This is a genomic window from Streptomyces sp. NPDC046866, assembly GCF_040704625.1.
Lineage (GTDB): Bacteria > Actinomycetota > Actinomycetes > Streptomycetales > Streptomycetaceae > Streptomyces.
Window position 1 is genome coordinate 1 of the sequence record NZ_JBEYXN010000019.1, and the last position, 16,976, is coordinate 16,976.

17 protein-coding genes are annotated in these 16,976 nt (G+C 71.7%); 8 read left to right on the top strand and 9 right to left on the bottom strand.

The window, feature by feature from the left end; all coding sequences use genetic code 11:
- The first annotated feature begins 32 nt into the window (after positions 1 to 32).
- The gene (locus tag AB0953_RS24690) at positions 33 to 536 is read left to right on the top strand and encodes a GNAT family N-acetyltransferase (RefSeq protein ID WP_366861890.1); all 504 of its coding nucleotides are present in this window, start codon (positions 33 to 35) and stop codon (positions 534 to 536) included.
- A gap of 190 nt (positions 537 to 726) precedes the next feature.
- On the opposite strand, the gene AB0953_RS24695 is transcribed toward AB0953_RS24690, so the two are convergent.
- Positions 727 to 1,119 (bottom strand): hypothetical protein, encoded by a 393-nt coding sequence (locus AB0953_RS24695; protein WP_366861736.1) that lies wholly within the window; start codon positions 1,117 to 1,119, stop codon positions 727 to 729.
- A 225-nt stretch (positions 1,120 to 1,344) separates the two neighbouring features.
- Between AB0953_RS24695 and ppk2 the strand changes: the two genes are divergently transcribed.
- Positions 1,345 to 2,328: a polyphosphate kinase 2 gene (gene ppk2 / locus AB0953_RS24700; protein WP_366861737.1), complete on the top strand. Its 984-nt coding sequence runs from the start codon at positions 1,345 to 1,347 to the stop codon at positions 2,326 to 2,328.
- A gap of 98 nt (positions 2,329 to 2,426) precedes the next feature.
- Here ppk2 and AB0953_RS24705 read toward each other — a convergent pair whose 3' ends face one another.
- The 7 genes from AB0953_RS24705 to AB0953_RS24735 form a co-directional block, all read right to left on the bottom strand.
- Positions 2,427 to 3,005: a TetR/AcrR family transcriptional regulator gene (locus tag AB0953_RS24705; protein WP_366861738.1), complete on the bottom strand. Its 579-nt coding sequence runs from the start codon at positions 3,003 to 3,005 to the stop codon at positions 2,427 to 2,429.
- Between the two features lie 76 nt (positions 3,006 to 3,081).
- Positions 3,082 to 3,972 carry an SDR family NAD(P)-dependent oxidoreductase gene (locus tag AB0953_RS24710; protein WP_366861739.1) on the bottom strand — a complete coding sequence of 297 codons (891 nt, stop codon included), beginning with the start codon at positions 3,970 to 3,972 and terminating at the stop codon, positions 3,082 to 3,084.
- Positions 3,973 to 4,177: 205 nt separating this feature from the next.
- Complete coding sequence (locus tag AB0953_RS24715) at positions 4,178 to 4,648, bottom strand: hypothetical protein (protein ID WP_366861740.1); 471 nt, start codon at positions 4,646 to 4,648, stop codon at positions 4,178 to 4,180.
- 216 nt (positions 4,649 to 4,864) lie between these two features.
- Positions 4,865 to 5,428, bottom strand: coding sequence for a hypothetical protein (locus AB0953_RS24720; protein WP_366861741.1), 564 nt, complete (start codon positions 5,426 to 5,428; stop codon positions 4,865 to 4,867).
- Positions 5,429 to 6,011: 583 nt separating this feature from the next.
- The gene (locus AB0953_RS24725; RefSeq protein WP_366861891.1) at positions 6,012 to 6,287 is read right to left on the bottom strand and encodes a transglycosylase family protein; all 276 of its coding nucleotides are present in this window, start codon (positions 6,285 to 6,287) and stop codon (positions 6,012 to 6,014) included.
- A 435-nt stretch (positions 6,288 to 6,722) separates the two neighbouring features.
- On the bottom strand, positions 6,723 to 7,187 hold the full coding sequence (locus tag AB0953_RS24730) for a hypothetical protein (RefSeq protein ID WP_366861742.1): 465 nt from the start codon (positions 7,185 to 7,187) through the stop codon (positions 6,723 to 6,725).
- 153 nt (positions 7,188 to 7,340) lie between these two features.
- Positions 7,341 to 7,871, bottom strand: a complete 531-nt coding sequence (locus AB0953_RS24735) for a hypothetical protein (RefSeq protein ID WP_366861743.1) — start codon at positions 7,869 to 7,871, stop codon at positions 7,341 to 7,343.
- Between the two features lie 339 nt (positions 7,872 to 8,210).
- Between AB0953_RS24735 and AB0953_RS24740 the strand changes: the two genes are divergently transcribed.
- The 6 genes from AB0953_RS24740 to AB0953_RS24765 all read left to right on the top strand — a co-directional run bounded on the left by AB0953_RS24740 (position 8,211) and on the right by AB0953_RS24765 (position 14,999).
- Positions 8,211 to 8,828 (top strand): TOPRIM nucleotidyl transferase/hydrolase domain-containing protein, encoded by a 618-nt coding sequence (locus AB0953_RS24740; protein WP_366861744.1) that lies wholly within the window; start codon positions 8,211 to 8,213, stop codon positions 8,826 to 8,828.
- A gap of 229 nt (positions 8,829 to 9,057) precedes the next feature.
- Complete coding sequence (locus AB0953_RS24745; protein ID WP_366861745.1) at positions 9,058 to 9,396, top strand: hypothetical protein; 339 nt, start codon at positions 9,058 to 9,060, stop codon at positions 9,394 to 9,396.
- 401 nt (positions 9,397 to 9,797) lie between these two features.
- Positions 9,798 to 10,592 carry an SDR family oxidoreductase gene (locus AB0953_RS24750; protein WP_366861892.1) on the top strand — a complete coding sequence of 265 codons (795 nt, stop codon included), beginning with the start codon at positions 9,798 to 9,800 and terminating at the stop codon, positions 10,590 to 10,592.
- A 36-nt stretch (positions 10,593 to 10,628) separates the two neighbouring features.
- Complete coding sequence (locus AB0953_RS24755) at positions 10,629 to 12,125, top strand: cytochrome ubiquinol oxidase subunit I (protein WP_366861746.1); 1,497 nt, start codon at positions 10,629 to 10,631, stop codon at positions 12,123 to 12,125.
- Positions 12,122 to 13,165, top strand: a complete 1,044-nt coding sequence (locus AB0953_RS24760) for a cytochrome d ubiquinol oxidase subunit II (protein WP_366861747.1) — start codon at positions 12,122 to 12,124, stop codon at positions 13,163 to 13,165. Before AB0953_RS24755 ends, AB0953_RS24760 begins: the two co-directional genes overlap by 4 nt.
- Before the next feature lie 46 nt (positions 13,166 to 13,211).
- Positions 13,212 to 14,999, top strand: a complete 1,788-nt coding sequence (locus AB0953_RS24765; protein WP_366861748.1) for a cation:proton antiporter — start codon at positions 13,212 to 13,214, stop codon at positions 14,997 to 14,999.
- Here AB0953_RS24765 and AB0953_RS24770 read toward each other — a convergent pair whose 3' ends face one another.
- Positions 15,000 to 16,844 (bottom strand): glycoside hydrolase family 15 protein, encoded by a 1,845-nt coding sequence (locus tag AB0953_RS24770; protein WP_366861749.1) that lies wholly within the window; start codon positions 16,842 to 16,844, stop codon positions 15,000 to 15,002. It abuts the gene before it with no gap.
- Positions 16,845 to 16,976: the final 132 nt, after the last annotated feature.

Genomic DNA, 16,976 nt, shown 5'->3' on the forward strand with positions numbered 1-16,976 from the left:
TGCATTCCTCTCTCTCCGAAGACCTCACCGAGCTGACCACCGAGCGGCTCGTCCTGCGCACCTGGACGGCGGCCGAGGCCCTCGCCGTCAGCGCGCACGAAGGCGGCACCCGGCCTGACGGCTGGGCCGCCGACTTCCCTGCCGAAGGCGACCGCGTCATCGCGAGCCTCCTCGGCGACAACCCCGCCTGGCTCGGCGCCTACGGCCACCGCCTGATCACCGAGCGGGACAGCGGTCTCATCGTCGGCTCGATCGGCCTGTTCTGGCCGCCCCACGAGGGACTCCTCGAAATCGGCTACGGCGTCGTCGCCTCCCGACGCGGCCGCGGCTACGCCACCGAGGCCGTCCGGGCACTGGCCGCGTTCGCCCTGACCGCACCGGGCGTCCACACCGTCACCGCCGGCGTCGAACTGTCCAACCCGGCCTCCGTCCGCGTCCTGGAGAAGGCCGGCTTCCAGCGGTACGACACCACCCCGGCCCAGGACAACGAAGGCACCGCCCGCTTCAGGACCACCCGGCCCACCCCAGGCAAGTAGGCCCCGTGTGGGCCGGCGGCACCGCCGCCGGCCCATCGGTCTCACCGGCGCCCCGGTCGCCGCTGGCCGGCTGCACTGAGGGGGCCGACTCCGGCGGCGGAGGGGAGGCGGTGCCGCCCTGCCGCTCCATCCGTCCCAGGTGGCCCAAGCGGTCCCGATCAGGGCCGCTGCGGGGCGGCCCGCTGCCCGGTCACTTACTGACGTCGCTTCGGCGGTGTTGGTGTCGTGCTCTCCACCGGGCCAGGAGTTCGCCGGGTGTGCGGGCCGGCGGTGTCCGTTCCGCCGGCGCGCGTTCCTCCTGGGTGAGAGCGACGTGGGGCATGAGGTAGCGGTCGCCGCCTGTCTCCAGTACGCACAGGGGGACGTCGCCCGGGTCGTCGGGGTGGCCGATCCTGACGACCACGCCCTTCGGCGGAACGGTGGGGATCTCCGCTTCCATGACGGTGGGACGGTGGCGCGGAGTTTCGGCCACGGTGACGGTCTTTCCGTTGATCCAGACTTCCGCTCGCCGGCGCCGAGGGTCATGCAGGACGGTGATCGAGTGGCCGTCCTGGTCCAGGTGGTAACGGTGGCGGCCTGCCATGGCAGCCTCCTCCGGCGTTCCTGCCTCCCATCGTAGAACGCCGGGCCCTGCCGACTGCCGTGAGCCAGCGGGACAGGTCCCCTTGCCCGCGCCGGCCCCCCGAGGTGCCGCGTACCGTTCGACAGACGAGGCCGGGCCATCCCCGCCCAGGAGCGGCAGGCAGCAGCCGCAGGCCGTCGAAGCCGCCCAGGGTGAAAGGTGGCGGGAGGCGGGTAGGTGCACCGCGTGAACGAGCAGGAAGGGCCGCGGACGGAAGCCGACGATCTGCTGACGGGGCTCAGCGTGGACGACCGACGGCCGGAACAGCCGGTGCTGCTGGACTCCTCCGGCGCTCCGATCCGCACCTGGCGGGAGAACTATCCGTACGACCACAAGATCCGTCGCGGGGAGTACGAGCGAACCAAGCGGATCCTGCAGATCGAGCTGCTGAAGCTGCAGCACTGGGTGAAGGAGACCGGTGCGCGGCTGGTCGTGATCTGCGAGGGGCGGGACGCGGCGGGCAAGGGCGGCACGATCCAGCGGTTCACCGAACGGCTCAACCCCCGCGGGGCGCGGATCGTGGCATTGGACAAGCCGACCGAGCGGGAGGCGGGGCAGTGGTACTTCCAGCGGTACGTCGCCCACCTGCCGGCCGCTGGTGAGATCGTCTTCTTCGACCGCTCCTGGTACAACCGCGCCGGGGTCGAGAAGGTCATGGGGTTCTGCAGCCCGGAACAACACGAGCTGTTCCTGCGGCAGTGTCCCGCCTTCGAGGCCATGCTCGTGGAGGACGGGATCCTCCTGGTCAAGTTCTGGTTCTCGGTCTCCCGGGCGGAACAGCGCACCCGGTTCGCGATCCGTCAGGTCGATCCGGTGCGGCAGTGGAAGCTGTCTCCCACCGACCTCGCCTCCCTGGACCTGTGGGACGCCTACACCGCCGCCAAGGTCGAGATGTTCCGGGCGACCGACACCGCCCACGCACCGTGGACGGTGGTCAAGAGCAACGACAAACGACGCGCCCGCCTGGAGGCCATGCGCAGCCTGCTGTGGCGCATCGACTACGACCGCAAGGACGACACAGCCGTCGGCCACCCCGACCCCCTGATCGTCGGCGCCGCCGACACCCTCCTGGAGGCCGGCGAGCAACCCACGGCCCTTTCCCCCACCCCGTTGGCCGGCCCGCCCCTCGGCCCCGGCCTCCACCCTGACCCCCCACACCCCGCCCCATAGCGCCCGGCAGCCCAAGCACGGTGACCCTTGCACTGCGTACCGTCACGGCGGCGGGTCAAGGGCGACTGGGCACGTCGCCGCGGCCGGCGCCCCGCATGTCACGCGTTCGCCGGGGTGGCCCGCATGCCGCCGAGCAGTGTGGTCAGGTAGCGGCGGGCGGTGTGGACCCGGTCGGCGGACGTGCCGCCGCGGACGTCGACGGCGTGGGCGATGCCGCACATGAGCGGAACGAGGTCTCCGGCGTCGACGTCGGGGCGGACCGCTCCGGCCTCGCGGGCCCGGTCCAGGAGAGCACCGCCGGTCGACCGGAGTGACTGCTTCAGTTCCGTGGTCCGCGGGAGTGAGTCCGTGTCGGTGGCGGCCACCGGTGCGAGGGAGGCGTCGGTGACCTGTGCTTCGACGACACGGAACAGGAAGCCTTCGAACGCGCGCCACGGGTCGGTGTCGGCCAGCGCCTGCTCACCGTACGCGGCGAGGGCTTCCAGGCAGGGAGTGGCGACGGTCTCCAGCAGCGCCTCGGGGGAGGCGAAATGCCGGTAGACGGTGCCGACTCCCAGGCCGGCGCGGCGCGCGACGTCGTTGAGCTGCAGCGGGGCGCCCTCGTCGACCAGGGCGCGGGCGACGGCGACGATCCGGTCCCAATTGCGGGCCGCGTCCTTGCGCAGGGCTGTCGTCATGACGGCCATACTAATCGGATGGCCCATCCGGATGGTCCGGGCCGCCCGGGCCCGTGCGGCCCGGACCGCCAGACGGTCAGGTGGCCGTGAGGGGTGCGTGGCGTTCGCTGAGCCGGCGGACGGCTTCGGCGACGCGGGTGTCGGTCGCCGTGCGGAACGGCGCGACGGGGCGCGCCTGGGCGCCGATGACGATGCCGGTGCGGCCCGTGAGGGTGTCGTCGGTGGCAGCGGTGATCGAGGGCCGGGCGGCCACGGACGCCGGGCCTGAGGTGGAGCGGGCGAAGGTGCGACGCACGAGCGGCCACAGCAGCCGCAGGGCGGGTGAGACGATCTTGGGGTCGCTCATGGTGCCGTTGGTCATGTCGGTCGCCGCTCCTCCTGGGTCGGCTGCGAAGACCGAGACGCCGGTGCCGTCCAGCCGCTTGGCCAGGTCCAGGGTGTAGGCGAGGTTGGCGAGCTTGGCACGGCCGTACCAGTGGAAGCCGTAGTAGCCGCCGGGCGGCTCTACGGCGTCGAACACCCGCTTGGCGACGGCGACCGCGCCCGAGGTGACGTTCACGATCCTGCTCGGCGCCCCGGCCGTCAGCGTGGGCAGCAGGAGTTCCGTCAGCAGGTACGGCGAAAGGTGGTTGACGACGAACGACGCCTCGACCCCCTCCACGGCCTGGCGGACCGGGTACATGGCCCCGACGTTGTTGACCAGCACCGTCAGCGGTTCACCCGCGGCCGTGCAGTCGGAGGCGATTCGGTCGGCGAGCGCGCGTACCTCCTCCAGCGAGGCGAGGTCGGCCGGCAGGAACCGGGCCTGGCGGGCCGGGTTCTCCGCGTTGATGCGGTCGACCGCCTGGGCGCCCCGCTCGGCGTTGCGCCCGACCACGGTGACCGAGAACCCGGCAGCGGCCAGCCCCAGGGCCGTCTCCAAACCGATTCCGGCCGTTCCGGCCGTCACGACAGCTGTCTTTCCCATGCGCTCCTCCACCCCGAGCAGACATCCGGATAACTCATCCGCTTGAGGAAGACGGTAACACAAGCGGATGCGGTATCCGGTTGTGGATCCGTAGGTCGGCGGCACACGCGCCCGGTTCGGCCCGCGGGGGCCGCCGAGGTCCCCGAGGCGGCCGCGCCGGCCCCCGAGCGGGGGCCGGCGCGGATGGCGACGGGGGCTGCGTCGGTCAGGCGGTGGCGGCCAGCGCCTCCAGCCGTTTGACGAGGCGGCGGAGCACGACCAGCGGGATCACCCCGAAGACCCCGAAGGAGATGTCGATCAGGCTCCAGCCGAAGGGGATGCCCCGGACGGGCCCACAGACCAGCGCCAGGGGGACGATGCCGACGCAGGCGACCATGCCGGCCTCGATGATCCAGACGTTGCGCACCGGGTCGCGCAGGACGCCGTAGAAGAAGACGGCGATCACCAGGTGGGCGAAGGCGAGCCAGTCGGTGCCGTAGAGGAGGAACGGGTACTGCGCGTCGGCCTGGTCCAAGCCCTCCCCCACCCGGCTCAACCACGCGTGGGACACCAGGGAGTTGGCCCAGCGCAATTCGGTGACCAGGGGGAAGGCCGTGAGCCCGCTGAGGACGAGGCACACGATGAACAGGACCAGCCAGGCACGGATACGCCGTTGGAGGGCGCTTCTCTCGCTCATGGCAGCACCCTACGCCCAAAGTTGAACACGTTCAGCAGATTTCCTGAACGTGTTCATTTCCGTGGCGATGATCACAGCCGGGTGGCGGCGTTCCAGCGCCCTCGACGCCTGCCCCAGCCGCCGTGGAGAGCCGCGGCCACATCGCCCACATCGGCCGCGGTGAGGTGCCGGCGATGCTGGTCGGTCGGCCGTGGGCGGGGGCGGTGTCGCGTGTCGCTACTGGGCGGCCTTGGGGCAGGTCACCTTCGCGAACTTCGAGGTGACGGTGTACGTGTCGTTGGGGACGCCGGTGAACTCGAAGAACCCGTCCTGGATGGTTTGGGTGGTGTTCACGACGGCGCCGGAGGAGTTCTTCAACGTGACGGTCTCCGCCACCGGGAATCCCCTGCCGGACACGCCGTAAGTCGTTCCCGGGCCCTTGGTCACGGTGCACTTGATCGCGGCCTCCTCGTCCGACACCCACTTCGGGCAGATCGCCCTGACCCGACGTCCCGTTGCGCTGTAGGTGTCGTTCGGCAGCCCCGTGACCTCGAAGAAACCTCCTGTGATGGCTGTGGTCGTGCGCACCGTGGTGCCCTGTGAGTTCCTTACGGTGACGCGTTCGCCGGGCCTGAACCCTTCGCCCGACACGCCGAACGTGTTGTTGGGGCCTTCCGAGAGGAAGCAGGTGGCGGCGGGTGCGGCCCGTTCCGCTGCGTCGGCCGTCATCACGGTGACGGTGGTCCACCCGCTGAACGCCACAGCGGCCGCGACCGCGGTGGACAGGGTCTTCCTTCGCATGAGATGTCCCTTCCCTCGACTGAACGCAGTCGCTTCGCTCGAGGAGGGCCCCGGATCCTGCCGGTGGTGGTTGAGGTGTCGGCGTCTTCGACCTCGGCAGCGAGGAAGCGGAGCTGCTGACGACACATGGAGGTCCGTGACCACTCACACCCCCGGGGGCGGCCTCCATCCGCTCCCCACTATTCCACCGGGCGGGGCGGGCCGCATGTGGGCGTGTCTGCGGCGCCGGGGAGCGGCACCAGCGCCCTGCCGGCCGCGCCTCGACCGGGTCTGTCGATCAAACGGCCTGCCGACGCAGCACTTGGCCGTGATCCACGACTGTCCGGCCTGCGGCGCGAAGGGTGCGGGCGGGGGCGTGGTCAGCGCGGGGGTGCCGGTTCGATGGAGAACAGGCGGCCCTGTGGTCCGGTACCGGGCCCGGCCACCGTAGGGGGGCGCATGAAGGTGTCGGCCAGCACGACACCGGATTCCGCCCGGCCGAGTGGCCGAAACTCGCCGATGAGCGGACGCCGGCCAGGGGCGATGCCCGGTACGGGTCCGGCGGGTGCGGGGCGGGAGGCGGGCCCCTGCGGCTTTTACCGGATCACCGACGGGCGCAGCTCCACGCGCCCATGCCCTGCATGGCGGCCAGCCTCTGGGCAGTGGCGATTTGCTCCGACCTGGTGGCGCGGTCGGCGCGAGGGGCGTATCGGGCACCGCCTGCGGCCTTCCAACTCGATTGCGTGAACTGCAGACCCCCGTAATGGCCGTTTCCGGTGTTGGCACGCCAGTTGCCGCCGGACTCACACCGGGCAATGGCATCCCAATTGACCTTTGGTTTTGACACGTGGTCAGCGGCATGAGCGCTGAAAGCGCTCATGGACACCAGGTGGCAAAGAACCGATGCGCACAAAAGGTGCCAAGTCATGCGGGCGGTTCGGCGGCGTGCCTGGAAACGCGACATGGATCCTCCGTAAGTCCTCAGTCGGCCCGGGGAGACCGGGCGTAGCTGGTGGCTTCACGCCTTCAGATGCAGGAGTGGCCACGCGGTTCACGTGGCGCCCCGGATGCCCATGGTGAGGCGCGCGCTTCGCCTCGTCACTGATTACGGAGATGGCAAAGGGGTGTTCTTCGGACAGGGTGGACGTCGCTGAGTGGCTGGGCGTTCTCCGGTTCGGCCTCCGTGCGGCTGCCGGCCCTGCTCCAGCACCCGCGGCAAGCGGGCCGTCTGGGGGCCAGCCAGACGGTCAACCGCATGTTTGCTGCCCAACAGGGCGAGGCTGGGACCGACGGTGGCAAGACCTGCGGCCGGGCGTCACCTGCCTGGCCGGGGCTCTGCCGCCGTACTCGCCAGCGCGGCAAGTTTTCGGTACTCCAACTCATCGGCCTGCCGGACTTTGAGGTGGACCCGGGAGGTCTCAAGGTGGGTCTGCAGAGCGGTGAAGGCGGCCGCGTACGCCTGGTCCTGGTCCTGGTCCTGGTCCTGGTGCTGGTCCATGGCGCTGACGGGGTCCCAGAAGATCAGCAGCGGCTCGTTGTGGCGGGTGCCGTCGGGGGTGGCGAAGGCCAGCTCGTGGACAACCAGGCGAGGCTCATCGGCAGGGAGAGCTTCAAGGAGTTCCTCATGGGTCAAGTTCGCCTCCACCTCCACCTCCACCTCCACTGCCCGACCACCGGCCGTGCCTTGGCGCTGGAGGATCACGGTGTTGACGTCACGCCGCTCGGCCAGGCGACGGAACGCCTGGAGAGAACCTTCGGAAAAGACACAGGGGCTGTTCACACACGCCTCGTTTCACTCGTGGTCAGGACCTGCCCAGTCAACGCCGCAGCCTCACCGAAGACACCCTGTGCGTGGCTGGTGTGGCGCCGCGGCCCACGTGGGCACTCGGCCCTGCTCCGCCATGAAACCGGCGGAGCCCAAGGCGGGGGCGGGTCAGACGGTCGGGGAGGCGGTGTAGTCGTGGCGCTGGTAGCCGCGCCCGTCCCCCTGCCAGTCCAGGAACAGCACCGAGTCGCCCAGGGCGGCGGGGCCGGCGCTGTGGCTGATGGTCGGGGTCCGGTAGGTACCGGTGCGTTGCCTGCTGGATGTGCTGTCCTCCAGCCGAGCCTCCAGCTCGGGGAAGTCGCGCTCGAAGGCCACGGGGTCGGTGCCCTCGCGGGACTCCTTGATCTGCAACCGCAGCTTGGCGCCGTCGAAGATCGTCGGATCGTCCACTGGGTGGAAGGTCGCGCCGTCCCATTTCACTTCGGCGTAGGCGTACACGGTGCCGCCGGAGCGGGCCGCGCACGTCTTCACCGTGATCTGCCAGTTGTCCGGCCACGGCCCGTCATAGCTGGTGTCGTCAATGTCCCTGGTGCTGCTCGCACACTTGTAAGCCGGCGCCGCCGTGGCGGTGGGAGCGGTCGGTGCCGCCACCGCCAACGCGGCCAGTGCGGCCGCCGCCGCGCGGTTGATGGGGTTCATGCCCGGTCAATGCCAGCGCGGCAGACGGCGACACGGGCCGAGATCGAAACCGCCCCGGACGGGGGACACCGGCCTGCGCGACCCGGCGCCGGTGGCCGGCCGCGCCGGCGACTGCGAACCGGGCGAGGCGCGCGCAGGCCTGGCGGTCGGGTAGGCGCGGGGCGCTGCGCTCACGGCGCGCCGAGCGGGAGTGGGCGGCCGCAACGCCGCCCCCCGCCACCCGGGACGCCGTCGATGCCGAGGGGGCCGGGCAGAAGGCTTCCGCCGTCACCGGCCCCCCCTCGTGCAGCGGCGGAAACTCCCTGGCGCGCGGGGCGGACGGCGCGCAGACTCCGTCCCATGGCTGACATGGGATCGTTCCGAGAAGCAGTGACCGCCTGGGCGGCCGGCGGGACCGGGGACCGTGCGCGCGAGCTGGCCCCGCTGCTGGGCGTCCGGGCGGTCGTCCTGCTCGAAGGGGCGAGCGACGTCGCGGCGGTGAGCGCGCTCGCCGCGCGCCGCGGCCGGGACCTGGCGGCCGAGGGGGTCTGCGTCCTGCCGATGGGCGGTGCCATGAGTGTCGGGCGGTTCACCGGCCTTCTCGGACCCCGCGGCCTCGGCCTGCCCCTGACGGGGCTGTGCGACGAGGCGGAGCGCGGCTACTATGCCCGCGCCTGGGAGCGCGCCGGCGCGGCACCCGAACGGTTCTTCGTCTGCGCGGCGGATCTGGAGGACGAGCTCATCCGCGCGCTGGGCGTCCCGCGGGTGCAGGAAGTCGTGGGTTCGCAGGGCGACCTGCGCGCCCTGCAGACCTTCCTGCGCCAGCCCGCGCAGCGGGGCCGCACCTCGCAGCAGCAGCTGCGGCGCTTCCTCGGTACGAAGAAGGGACGCAAGATCAGCTACGGACGGGCGCTCGTCGAGGCCCTCCCCCACGACCGCATACCAGCCCCGCTCGACGGACTGCTCGCCTGTCTCTGACCCGGCGCCCACTACCCCTGCCCCCCAACCGCTCCCCCTTCCCCTCGCCGGAACGGGCCAGGCGGGTGGTGTTCGGTCACGGTCGGCCGATTCCGGGCGGGCTGGGGAGTCGTCCGGCGGGTGGGTCGGCGACGGTGGTGAAACCACCCGCGGCCCGATGTGGGTCGCGCCGTCGCCGGGAGTGTGAGTCATGCGTCGTTCTGTGCCCCTTCTGCTTGCAGTTGCCGCCTTGACCGGGGCGCTCGCCGTTCCCGCCGCCGCGGCGGACCCGACGCCGATCACCTCGCCCTACGTGCAGGCGGCGGCGGATGTCAACGCCGCCGGCGTGCTCAAGCGGGCGAAGAACATCGACTGGGTGCGGCACGTCAACACCGGCCGGTACTGCGTGAAGGTCAGCAACCAGGTGAACCTGGCGTTCAGCGTGGTCCAGGTCGAACTGCCCAACTCCAACCGTCGCAGCTTCACCACGACCCCCAACGCCGTCTGCGGCACGAACGCCGTCACCGTCTACACCTACGACCTCAACGGCAGCTACGTCGACAACCCCTTCACCGTCGCCGTGTTGTGACCCCGGGGTCGTCAGCCGGCTTGCCGGGCGACGACGCCCCCGGCATCGGCAGCCGCCAGACCTCCGACGACGGCCACGCCGTGGGTGAGCGCGTGGAGGGCCAGCGGCGAGGGCACCGGCCGGGCCGGCTGCGCACGCAGCGCCGCGCCGGTCACCGCGCACCCCGCCGACGCACGGGCGAAGCGCTGCGCCGCCCCCGCGGGACACCGCCGACCGGGCGAAGAACCCCGGTCGGCGGTGCGACACGCGGCGGCCCGCGTCGCCGTGCCCCGTCCGCAGTGGTTGTGTGGCGCCCGAGCCCGCTCGGGTGTCCTCGCCCGGACCGTGCGGGGTCGCGATGTCGAGGAGGCTCTGTCGTGAGTTCCACCGAGGACGTACCCCAGGGGCTGGTTCCCCCGCACCTGCTGCGGGGCCAGAAGGCGCTGGTGACGGGCGCCAACTCCGGGATCGGCAAGGCCACGGCCATCGGCCTGGGCCGGGCCGGCGCCGACGTGGTCGTGAACTACGTGGCCGGGCGCGAGGAGGCCGAGAAGGTCGTCGCGGAGATCGCCTCGTTCGGGGTGCGCGCGGCGGCGTACGAGGCGGACGTGTCCGACGAGGACCAGGTCGTCGCCATGACGAACCGCATGGTCGAGGAGTTCGGGACCATCGACATCCTCGTCGCCAACGCCGGACTCCAGCGGGACAGCGCCTTCCCCGACATGACCCTCGCCCAGTGGCAGAAGGTCATCGACGTCAACCTGACCGGCCAGTTCCTGTGCGCCCGGGAGGCGACGAAGGAGTTCCTGCGGCGCGGGGTCGTTCCGGAGGTCTCCCGCTCCGCCGGAAAGATCATCTGCATGAGCTCGGTGCACCAGATCATCCCCTGGGCCGGGCACGTGAACTACGCCTCCTCCAAGGGCGGCGTGCAGATGATGATGGAGACCCTGGCCCAGGAGCTCGCCCCGCAGAGGATCCGCGTCAATGCGATCGCCCCCGGCGCGATCAGGACGCCCATCAACCGCAGTGCCTGGGACACCCCCCAGGCCGAGCAGGACCTCCTGAAGCTCATCCCGTACCGCCGCGTGGGCGAGCCGGAGGACATCGCGAACGCGGCCGTCGGTCTCGCCTCCGACCTCATGGACTACGTCGTGGGAGCCACCCTCTACGTCGACGGGGGGATGACCCTCTTCCCGGGCTTCGCCACCGGCGGCTGACCCCGCCCGCCCGCCTCTGCCCCGGGAAGGTCGCCCATGCACACCACGGTCCACCTGCTGGCGCAAGCACCGCCCCAGATGCTGCCGGCCAGATCGCTCATGGCCTTCACCCTGGCCGCGCACATCATCCTGGTGCCCCTGGGCGTGGCGCTGCCGCTCATCACCTTGATCATGCACGGTTACGGGCTGCGCCGCGGCGACGCGACCGCCCTGCTGCTGGCCCGGCGCTGGTCGGCGGTGATGGCGGTGCAGTTCGCGATCGGTGTGGTCACCGGCACGGTGCTGTCCTTCGAGTTCGGGCTGCTGTGGCCGGGGCTGATGGGCAGGTGGGGCGACGTCTTCGGGCTCGGCTTCGGCGTCGAGGCCTGGGCTTTCTTCCTGGAGGCCGTCCTCATCGCCGTCTACCTGTACGGCTGGCGCAGGCTGCCCGCCCGTACGCACTTCGTGCTCGGGCTGCCGCTGCCGGCCGCCGCCCTGCTCGGCGCGTTCGGCATCCTGGCGGCCAACTCCTGGATGAACACCCCGCGGGGCTTCACCCTGGACTCCGAGGGAAATCCCGTCGACGTGGACGTCCGCACGGCCGTCTTCACGCCGATGTTGGGGCCGGAGTACTGGCACTTCGTCGTGGCGATGCTGGTCACCGCCGGGTACGTCGTCGCCGGGGTCTACGCCGCGGGCCGGCTGCGCGGGCGGCGCGACCGCTACCACCGGCTCGGCTTCACCGTCCCGTTCACGGTCGCGGCCGTCTTCACCCCGGTCCAGTTCGTGCTGGGCGACGCCATCGCCCGTGCCGTGTTCCGCAAACAGCCGGTGAAGTTCGCCGCCATGGAAATCGTCTGGAACACCGACACCCATGTACCGGAGTACCTCTTCGGCCGCCTGCACCCCGACGGGACCGTCTCCGGCGGCATCAGGATCCCGCAGCTCGACTCCATCCTCGCCGGCTTCAGCCCCGACACCGAGGTGACCGGACTGACGTCCGTACCGGCCGACCGGCGGCCGAACGCCACCCAGGCCACCATCACCCACTTCGCCTTCGACACCATGGTGGGCATCGGCACCGTGCTCCTGCTGCTCGCCCTCTGGTACGGGATCGTCTGGTGGCGCCGCCGCCGGCTGCCCGCCTCGCCCTGGTTCTACCGCAGCGCCGCATGCGCCGGAGCGGCCAGCGTCATCGCCGTCGAATGCGGTTGGATTGCCACCGAGGTGGGCCGGCAGCCGTGGATCGTGTACCAGAACATGAAGGTCGCCGACGCGGTGACCGCGACCCGTTCCGGCGCCCTGTGGACCATGTTCGGGCTGGTGGTCCTGGTGTACGTGTTCGTCTTCGGCTCCTTCCTGGTCGTGCTCCTGAGGATGCGCACCCGGTGGCGGCTGGACGACGAGCGGCGCGCTGGGGAAGGAGCGACGGAAGCGGAGACACCGGAGACGGACACCCCCTACGGCCCCCGCTCCGCGATCGCGGCCGGCGGCACCCCGGCAAGCCCGCGCGGCGACGGCGGCCCGGGACCGACCGGGGAAGGCAGCCGGTGACCGCCGACGTGGTGGCCGTCGTCCTGCTGCTCGCGGTCGCCGCGTACGCCTGCGCGGGCGGTACGGACTACGGCGCCGGCTTCTGGGACCTGACCGCGGGCGGCGCGGAGCGCGGGAAGCGCCCGCGGTGGCTGATCGACCACGCCATGGCGCCCGTGTGGGAGGTCAACAACGTCTGGCTCATCTTCGTCTTCGTCATCATGTGGACCGGGTTCCCCGTGTTCTTCCAGACGGTGTTCTCGTCGATGTGGCTGCCGCTGGCCCTCGCGGCCGTCGGCATCGTGCTGCGCGGCGCGGGATTCGCCCTGCGCAAGCCCATCCGCAGGGTCGCCGGACGGCGGGTCTACGGGGCCGTGTTCGCGATCTCCTCACTGCTCACGCCGTTCTTCCTGGGGGCCGCCGCGGGCGGGGTCGCCTCCGGTCGGGTGGCGCCCGGCACCGAGCCGTCGGCGCACGCCTGGGCCAATCCCACCTCCGTGCTGTTCGGCCTGCTCGCGGTCGTCGCCACGGCCCTGCTGGGGGCCGTGTTCCTGGCCGCGGACTCGGTGCGCTTCGAAGCCCCCGACCTGCACGCCTACTTCCGGTGGCGGGCGCTCGCCGCGCTCGCCGGCCTGGCCGTGCTGGCGGTGGCCACCCTGGTCGTCACCCACGGCGACGCCCCGCACGTGTGGCACGGCCTCACCCGCGGCGCCGGGCTGTTCTTCGTGATCGTCTCGGCGGTGGCGGCGCTGGTGACGGCCTGGCTGCTGCTGCGCACCTCCGGCGCGTGGTCGCGGGTCTCGGCCGCGGGCATCGTCGCGTCGGCGGTCATCGCCTGGGGGATGGCGCAGCGTCCGTACCTGATCCCGGGCTCGCTGACGGTGGCCGAGGGGGCGGGGGCTCCCGCCACCCTGCACTGGCTGGTCATCGTGACCCTCGTGGCCGTGGTGCTGGTCTTCCCCGCCGTGGCGCTGCTGTACCGGCTCGACACGGGCGGCGCGCTGGAGCCCCTCACCGATGCCGACCTGCGGCGGGGCGGCGGCCCGGAGAACCGGGCCTGACCGGCCGGAGCCCCGGCCGCGTGGACGCAGAAGGGACTGGAGCGCCGTGAGCGAACAGCAGATCCTGCTCGGCACCGCCCTGACCGTCGTGCTGGCCGTGGGTTCCCAGATCCTGGCGAGCCGGCTGCACGTCCCGTCGCTGATCGTGCTGCTGCCGGTCGGTTTCACCGCCGGGGCACTGACCGACGTGATCCATCCCGACCGGTTGGCGCCCGACTTCACGCCGTTGGTGTCGCTCGCGGTCGCCGTCATCCTCTACGACGCCGGGCTGGGCCTCCACCGGCACCAGTTGGGGGGCGAACCGCGGACGGTGGTGGCGCGGCTGATCATGCCGGGGGTGCTGATCACCTGGGCGGCCTGTGCGGGGCTGGTCGCGGGCCTGTTCGACGTTCCGCTCACGGTCGCGGTGATGCTCGGTGTGATCCTCGTCGTGTCCGGCCCGACCGTCGTCGGTCCGCTGCTCGACCACGTCCGGCCGACCGACCGGGCGCGGCGGATCCTGGTGTGGGAAGGCTCCCTGATCGATCCGATCGGCGCCATCCTGGGGGCCGTCGTCTTCCACGTCATCGTCCGCTTCCAGGGCGGCCAGGGGTTCCGGTTCGGCATGTTGTTCGGGAGCTTCGCCGTCGGACTGGCGGGCGGGGCGGTCGGGGTCGCCCTGCTGTGGCTGACGCTGCGGCAGCTGCGGCTCGGCGGGACCTTGGGAACGCTCGCCCAGCTGGCGGCGGTCATCGCGGTGTCCGCGGGCTGCGACATGCTCCTCGACGACACCGGGCTCATCGCGGCCATCGTGATGGGCATGGCGGCCGCGAACCTGCCCGGGTTCGACATGCCGGCCCGCCACCCCTTCTTCGAGACCGTCGTCCAGCTGGTCATCGGCCTGCTGTTCATCTCCATCTCGTCCACGGTCGCGCCGAAGGCCGTGGCACCGGTGCTCCTGCCCTCGCTGCTGCTCGTCGCCGGGCTCGTCCTCGTGGTGCGACCGTCGGTGGCGTTCCTGGCGACGGCCCGCACGCACCTCGGCTCCGGGGAGCGGGCCTTCATCGGCTGGATGGCGCCGCGCGGCATCGTCGCCGCCTCCACCGCCACGACGTTCTCCGCCACCCTCGTCGACGACGGGCTGTCCGGCGCGGACGAGATCCTGCCGATCACCTTCCTGGTCATCGTCGGAACTGTTCTCGTCTACGCCCTCACGGCCCGGCCCGTTGCCGCCAGGCTGGGCGTCGTCCGGCCCGCACGGACCCGTCCCCTGCTGGTCGGCGGGGCGCCCTGGGTGGTCGACCTGGCACGCGCGCTGCGCACGGCCGGCCTGGACGTGCTGATGTGGGCCGGGCTCGCGGAGGAGCGGCAGCGCATCGAGCAGGCCGGCCTCGAACTGGCCCCGGGTGAGCTCCTGGCCACGGCCACCGCCCCGGGGGCGCGGCTGGAAGGGGTCACGGCGGTGCTCCTGTGCACGGATGACGACGACTTCAACGCCCTCGCCTCGGTCGTCGTCCAGGACAGCGTCGACGGGCCGGTCTACCGGGTCGGCCCCCCGCCCGACAGCGGCGCGGTGGTGGCCCCGTACACGGGTGGCACCGCCCTCTTCGGCCCGGCCATGGTCCGCAACCTGCTCGCGGAGCACCACGCGCGGGGCGCCCGCTTCCTGGTGCAGCCCGGCTCTGAGCCCCCTCCGGCCGGGTGCGAGACGCTGTTCACGGTCCGGCGGAACGGGCTGCTGGAACCGGTCGTCGGGGCCCGCGCGGCCGAACCGGCGGACGGCGACACGCTGGTGCTCCTCGGCCCGGTGCCGGCCGGGGCGGCGGGTGCCGGCGGGCGCGGCGGGCGCGGCTGACTACCCGTGTGCCCGCGCCCGGTTCAGGGCCGCGTCGAGGGTGATCGCCGCGTCGATGAGGGCCAGGTGGGTGAACGCCTGCGGGAAGTTTCCCAGTTGGCGTCCGGTCAGGTCGATCTCCTCCGAGTACAGACCGAGGTGGTTGGCGTACCCGAGCATCTTCTCCAGGACGAGCCGGGCCTGGTCGACGCGCCCGGCGCGCGCGAGGGCGTCGACGTACATGAAGGTGCACAGCGAGAAGGTTCCCTCGGATCCGCGCAGGCCGTCGGGCGACGCCTCCGGGTTGTACCGGTACACCAGGCTGTCGGTGACCAGCTCGTTCTCGACCGCGTCCAGGGTGGAGGCCCACATCGGGTCCTCCGGGCTGATGAAGCCGACCGTCGGCATGCGCAGCAGCGACGAGTCGAGGACGTCGCTGCCGTAGTGCTGGACGAACGCCCCACGCCCCTCGTTCCATCCCTTCGCCATGACCTGCTCGTAGATCTCGTCCCGGGTGCTGCTCCAGCGCTGTGCAGCCGACGGACGCCCCGTGTCCTGGGCGAGCCGCAGCGCGCGGTCGAACGCCACCCAGGACATCACCCGGCCGTAGGTGAAGTCCTGGCGGCCGCCACGGGTCTCCCACAGGCCCTCGCCCGCCTGGTCCCAGTGGTCGGCCAGCCAGTCCAGGACGCGGAGCAGCCCGGTCCACCCGTGGTACCCGAGGTGGATGCCGTGTCCGTGGGCGAAGGAGATGCTGTCCATCGCCTCGCCGTAGATGTCCATCTGGATCTGGGTGGCGGCGCCGTTCCCGATGCGCACGGGGGCGGACCGCTCGTAGCCCTCCCAGTGCTCCAGGCTCTCCTCCTTCAGGTCGGAGGAGCCGTCGACCGCGTACATGATGTTCAGCGGCCCGGACTCCCCCTCGCCGCCGGCCCGTTCCTTGATGCGGTCGTCGATCCAGCCGATGAAGGCCCTGGCCTCCTCCGTGAACCCCATGCCCAGCAGGGCGTACACGGAGAAGGAGGCGTCCCGGATCCACGTGAACCGGTAGTCCCAGTTGCGCTCGCCGCCCAGTTGCTCGGGCAGTCCGGCGGTGGGTGCGGCGACGACGGCGCCGGTGGGCGCGTAGGTCATCAGCTTCAGGGTCACGGCGGACCGCTCCACGGCCTCGCGCCAGCGGCCGGTGTAGCGGGACTGGCCCAGCCAGGACCGCCAGTAGCGGATGGTGTCGTGGAAGAGCTCCTCGTACTCGGCGAGGCGTACCTGCCGGGGCGGTCCGTCTGCGGCGGACTCCAGCATCAGCCCGCGCTGCTCGCCCGCGTGCAGGCTGAGCGTGAGGTGCAGGTCGTAGTCGCCGGTGAGGGAGTGCACCAGCCGCTCGTCGTCCTGCTCGCGGACCGTGTGCACGGTCAGGGCCGATCCCTCCGAGACGAACACGGCTCCGTTCTCCGTCACGTGCAGCTCGTGCGGTTTGCGCCCGTAGTCGAAGCGCGGGGCGATGTCCACGTCGAAGGTCATGCTGCCGCGTACGCAGCGGACCATGCGGACCATGCGGTGGCGGTCCGTGGCCGTGGGGCCGGTCAACGGCATGAAGTCGACCACCTCGCCGGCGCCGGCCTCGGTCATGAACCGGGTGACCAGGATCGCGGTGTCGGGAAGGTACAACTGCTTGGTGGCGTACGTCGTGTGAGCGGGCCGGACCGTGCAGTGCCCGCCCTTGCCCCGGTCCAGCAGGGCTCCGAAGACGCTGGGCGAGTCGAAGCGCGGGCAGCAGAACCAGTCGACCGATCCGTCGGTGGTCACCAGGGCCGCGGTCTGCAGGTCGCCTATCAGGCCGTGGTCCTCGATCAGCGGGTACTCGTCCATCAGGGCGTCCCTTCCGGCATGCGGCGTCATCCGGGTGAGCCCCTCGTCCAGCCTAAGCCGGGGTCGCGGCACCGGCCCGCCGGGGCCCGGGAGGAGCGGCGGCGCGGGCCCGGACGGACACGAACGGGCGCG

What these genes read in the sequence shown, in the direction of transcription:
- AB0953_RS24735 (WP_366861743.1), bottom strand. Translation starts at nt 7,871, where the DNA reads ATGAACCCCATCAACCGCGCGGCGGCGGCCGCACTGGCCGCGTTGGCG.
- AB0953_RS24720 (WP_366861741.1), bottom strand. Translation starts at nt 5,428, where the DNA reads ATGCGAAGGAAGACCCTGTCCACCGCGGTCGCGGCCGCTGTGGCGTTC.
- AB0953_RS24755 (WP_366861746.1), top strand. Translation starts at nt 10,629, where the DNA reads ATGCACACCACGGTCCACCTGCTGGCGCAAGCACCGCCCCAGATGCTG.
- AB0953_RS24770 (WP_366861749.1), bottom strand. Translation starts at nt 16,844, where the DNA reads ATGGACGAGTACCCGCTGATCGAGGACCACGGCCTGATAGGCGACCTG.
- AB0953_RS24715 (WP_366861740.1), bottom strand. Translation starts at nt 4,648, where the DNA reads ATGAGCGAGAGAAGCGCCCTCCAACGGCGTATCCGTGCCTGGCTGGTC.
- AB0953_RS24725 (WP_366861891.1), bottom strand. Translation starts at nt 6,287, where the DNA reads ATGAGCGCTTTCAGCGCTCATGCCGCTGACCACGTGTCAAAACCAAAG.
- AB0953_RS24695 (WP_366861736.1), bottom strand. Translation starts at nt 1,119, where the DNA reads ATGGCAGGCCGCCACCGTTACCACCTGGACCAGGACGGCCACTCGATC.
- AB0953_RS24705 (WP_366861738.1), bottom strand. Translation starts at nt 3,005, where the DNA reads ATGACGACAGCCCTGCGCAAGGACGCGGCCCGCAATTGGGACCGGATC.
- AB0953_RS24740 (WP_366861744.1), top strand. Translation starts at nt 8,211, where the DNA reads ATGGCTGACATGGGATCGTTCCGAGAAGCAGTGACCGCCTGGGCGGCC.
- AB0953_RS24710 (WP_366861739.1), bottom strand. Translation starts at nt 3,972, where the DNA reads ATGGGAAAGACAGCTGTCGTGACGGCCGGAACGGCCGGAATCGGTTTG.